General features: G+C 62.3%; 4 protein-coding genes. 2 read left to right on the top strand and 2 right to left on the bottom strand.

The annotated features are described in order from the left end of the window. The first annotated feature begins 146 nt into the window (after positions 1-146). Positions 147-1,499 (top strand): proline--tRNA ligase, encoded by a 1,353-nt coding sequence (gene proS, locus ACESL9_RS17300; RefSeq protein ID WP_372615319.1) that lies wholly within the window; start codon positions 147-149, stop codon positions 1,497-1,499. A gap of 696 nt (positions 1,500-2,195) precedes the next feature. Beyond that, a complete protein-coding gene (locus ACESL9_RS17295; RefSeq protein WP_372675329.1) occupies positions 2,196-3,551 on the top strand; it encodes an IS5 family transposase in 1,356 nt (451 codons plus the stop codon). 144 nt (positions 3,552-3,695) lie between these two features. Here the strand turns inward: ACESL9_RS17295 and ACESL9_RS17290 are convergent, their stop codons facing one another. Beyond that, the gene (locus ACESL9_RS17290) at positions 3,696-3,890 is read right to left on the bottom strand and encodes a hypothetical protein (protein ID WP_372675328.1); all 195 of its coding nucleotides are present in this window, start codon (positions 3,888-3,890) and stop codon (positions 3,696-3,698) included. 81 nt (positions 3,891-3,971) lie between these two features. Then, positions 3,972-4,097 carry a Rap1a/Tai family immunity protein gene (locus tag ACESL9_RS17285; RefSeq protein ID WP_372675330.1) on the bottom strand — a complete coding sequence of 42 codons (126 nt, stop codon included), beginning with the start codon at positions 4,095-4,097 and terminating at the stop codon, positions 3,972-3,974. Positions 4,098-4,102: the final 5 nt, after the last annotated feature.

Below are 4,102 nucleotides of genomic sequence, written 5' to 3'. Positions count from 1 at the left end.
GCGCACCCTTTCACCTGCACCATCGCAACCCTTGCGGGATATGGGCGCGGGATCAAGGGGGGAGGGCCGGGCGCTCGGCTTGTGCCCCTTGTCTGGTCCGGGCCTCTCGGCTAGAGGGGGGCGACCCTGAACACACGAGGCCCATGATGCGACTTTCGCGCTATTTCCTTCCCGTGCTGAAAGAAAACCCCGCCGAGGCGCAGATCGTCAGCCATCGGCTGATGCTGCGGGCGGGGATGATCAAGCAATCGGCGGCGGGGATCTATTCGTGGTTGCCGCTGGGCTTCAAGGTTCTGCGCAAGATCGAGAACATCGTCCATGAGGAACAGGCGCGGGCCGGGCATATTCCGTTCCAGATGCCGATTTTGCAATCCGCCGACCTCTGGCGCGAGAGCGGGCGCTATGACGATTACGGCGAGGAAATGCTGCGGATGAAGGACCGGCACGGGCGCGACCTGCTTTACACGCCCACCGCCGAGGAATTGGTGACCGACATCTTCCGCGCCCATGTGGGCAGCTATCGCGACCTGCCGTTGACGCTCTACCAGATCCAGTGGAAATTCCGCGACGAGATCCGCCCGCGCTTCGGCGTGATGCGCGGGCGCGAGTTCCTGATGAAGGACGGATACAATTTCGACCTCAGCAAGGAGGACGCGCTGCACGCCTATAACCGCCACTTGGTGAGCTATCTGCGCACCTATGAGCGGATGGGCTTGCAGGCGATCCCGATGCGGGCGGATTCGGGGCCGATCGGCGGCGACAACACGCATGAGTTCCTCGTGCTGGCCGAAACCGGCGAGTCCGAGGTGTTCTATGACAGCGCGGTCACGGACATTCGCCTTGGCGCGCGCGAGATCGACTATGACAGCGTTGACGATTGTCGCGCCGTGATGGAGGAGTTCACCGCGCTTTATGCCCGCACCGACGAGACCCATGACGAGGCCGTTTTCGCCCGGGTGCCAGAAGAGCGCCGCCGGGTGGCGCGTGGCATCGAGGTGGGGCAGATCTTCTATTTCGGGACCAAGTATTCCGAGCCGATGGGCGCCACGGTGCAGGGTCCGGACGGCAAGCCGGTGCCGGTGCACATGGGCAGCCACGGCATCGGGGTGAGCCGCCTTCTGGGGGCGATCATAGAGGCGAGCCATGACGAGCGCGGCATCATCTGGCCCGAGGGGGTGACGCCGTTCCATGCGGGCGTGGTCAACCTCAAGGTCGGCGATCCGCAGGCCGATGCGGCCAGCGAGGCGATCTGTGCGGCGATGGCGGCTGCGGGGCTTGAGCCGCTCTATGACGATACCGAGGAGCGGGCGGGGGCGAAGTTTGCCACGATGGACCTGATCGGCCTGCCCTGGCGGATCACCGTGGGGCCGCGGGGATTGAAGAACGGGGTGGTAGAGCTGACCAGTCGCCGCACCGGCGAGAGCGAGGAACTGCCGCCCGAAGAGGCGGTCAAGAAGCTGGTTGCGATCTACGAGGGCCACCTGGTGCGCGGGATGTGAGGGCAGGTCGGCTAGCGTGACCGGTTTGCGCTCGTTCGCGGCGGTCATATGCGCGACGTGGCGTGCACTGCCAGCTGGCCCGGACGGTGTCAGAATGACCGGTTTGAGCCCAAACTGACGGATGCTGCGCGATGCGCAAATGGCAGCTAATCGCAGATTGGGCTTTGCGAAGTTCCCGACGACTTTCCGGCAGCAATCGGCATCGGTGGTCTCGGAGCGTTTGCATCGGAAACTTCGGATTACACTTTTCCAGCGACGGACCGCAAAGGCACGCTGAGCTATCGCTGCGAGGTCGGGCAAACGCCCGAAGATTCAGAACTCAATGCGCGTGCCGCCCATGGGTTCTTTGAGCCTGCTCTGGTAGAAAGCGCTCGTTTACAAGCAAAGGCCATGATTGCCAGCATGTCGCAAGACAGAGCTTCCTCCGTCGTGGCTGCCGAATTGGAAATCATAAACGCCGAAGCTGAAAAACTTCGAAAAGAAGTGCATCGCGAGATGCAAAATAAGTTCGGGTGCATTTACAGAGGTAGCGCCTGAAAGCTCTCGCTGTGAGAATTGCATAGTGCTTGGCTAAGTGGTTCACCCTGAACAACTCTCATCCCGCTGATTTTGCTGCATAATGCAGAGTTTTCCTTAGGTTTTGGATGCAGCGTTTGGTATTATTGCGGCTGAAACCCTGCAATTTCGAGCTGCGATATGAAGCCCAGAAAACCGTCCCCGGAACAGGATGATCTGCTTCGCGCACGATTGGTCGAGATGATCGACATGCGCCACGAACTGGTAAAGCTCGCCGCCCTGATCGACTGGGAGGTGTTCGAGCGGGAATGGGCGGAGCTCTTCCCGTCCTCGGTCGGTCGTCCGGCCACGCCAACCCGCCTGGTCGCGGGGCTCTTCTATCTCCAGCATGCGTTCCGACTGTCCGATGAAGCTGTCGTGGCGCGATGGGCAGAGAACCCTTACTGGCAGCATTTCTGCGGTGAGACCTTCTTTCAACATCGCCTGCCGATCGATGCCTCGTCGATGACCCGCTGGCGCAACCGCATTGGTGAAGAAGGCGTGGAGTGGCTGCTGACCGAGACGATCAGGGCTGGGCAGCGCGCCGGGACGGTGCAGGACGACCACCTGAAGAAGGTCACCGTCGACACCACGGTGATGGAAAAGAACATCGCGCATCCCACCGATGCCCGGCTTTACGAGAAGGCACGGCGCAAACTCGTCGGGCTGGCCCGCGAGGCTGGCATCGACCTGCGCCAGAACTACAACCGCCTCGGCCCCCGGCTTTGCGGTCAGGTCGGCCGCTACGCCCATGCCCGGCAATTCAAACGGATGCGCAAGGCCCTGCGCCGTCTCAAGGGCTATACCGGGCGCGTGCTGCGCGACATCGAGCGACAGATGGACAAGGTGGCCGAGGGACCGCTGAAAGACCAGATCACCGAGCTGACAGCGCTGGTAAACCGGCTGCTGGCGCAGAAGCCGAAGGACCGCAAGAAGCTTTACAGCCTGCATGAACCGGCCGTGGACTGCATCTCCAAGGGCAAGGCGCACAAACGCTACGAGTTCGGCACGAAGGTCACTGTCGCCACCACAACCGAAGGCGGCTTCGTGGTGGGTATGCGGGCAATGCCAGGCAACCCTTACGACGGCCACACCCTGCACGAGGCGCTGGAACAGGTGGAGATCCTGACCGACCGGCGCCCGGACATGGCCTTCGTCGATCGCGGCTACCGCGGCCATGGCATCGAGACCGTGAAGGTCTTCATCAGCGGTGCGAGGCGCGGCGTCACAAGGGCGATCGCGAAACTGCTGCGACGACGAAGCGCGATCGAGCCGATGATCGGCCACATGAAGACCGACGGCCGCCTGACCCGATGCCCCCTCAAGGGAACGACCGGCGACGCCCTCTTCGCGGTCCTGTGCGGATGCGGTCACAACATCCGCATGATCCTGCGCCACTTGAGGATCCTTTTGTGCCAGTTCATCCGGCTGATTGCACTTCTCCCAAGGTTCACGCGGGGTACTGGCAGCCCTCAGGCACTGCAAATCACGGCCTGAAGGCGTTGTTCAGGGTGAACTAATTGGTTACGCATGTCAGTTAAGCGGTGAATGCCCTCTTCAGGAGTTAACTTGCCGGCTCTAGACGCATCTGGCCCTCGTACCTGCAATCCTTATGCACCGCCCCGCCGGAGGTTATTTTTGTCAGAAAAAGCTTGCGACGAAGGAACCGGCCAAGCCTGCGGCGGCACCGGTGGCTGCGCCGACGGCGGCGTTCTCCAGCACGTCGTCGCCTCGGATTGCAGCTGCCGTGGCGCTTCCGGCGGCACCAGCTGCCGCACCAACCGCTGCGGTCCGGCCAGCATTTTCACAGGCGCTCAGCCCGACTGCGCTGATCATGACCAGCCCCAGGAGTGCTGCCCGGCTGGTCCGGATACATGTCTTGCCCCGGACCATGTCACAATCCGTCATCGTTTTTCCTCAATGCTTGCAGGGGAATTTTGCGACTGCGGCACGGACCAGCCCTTCGATGGCCGGCTCGTCCAGTCTTTGCGGGTTGGCTCTTGCCCAGGCCAGGAACACATCCCGCAGGGACCCGCGCGACAGCCCCT

Origin of the sequence: Aquicoccus sp. (assembly GCF_041686535.1) — a bacterium.
Taxonomy (GTDB): domain Bacteria; phylum Pseudomonadota; class Alphaproteobacteria; order Rhodobacterales; family Rhodobacteraceae; genus Aquicoccus.
This window is presented reverse-complemented; position numbering and strand designations above follow the sequence as displayed.

Coding starts and splice junctions, on each gene's coding strand:
- proS (WP_372615319.1), top strand. CDS start 147: ATGCGACTTTCGCGCTATTTCCTTCCCGTGCTGAAAGAAAACCCCGCC.
- ACESL9_RS17290 (WP_372675328.1), bottom strand. CDS start 3,890: ATGATCAGCGCAGTCGGGCTGAGCGCCTGTGAAAATGCTGGCCGGACC.
- ACESL9_RS17295 (WP_372675329.1), top strand. CDS start 2,196: ATGAAGCCCAGAAAACCGTCCCCGGAACAGGATGATCTGCTTCGCGCA.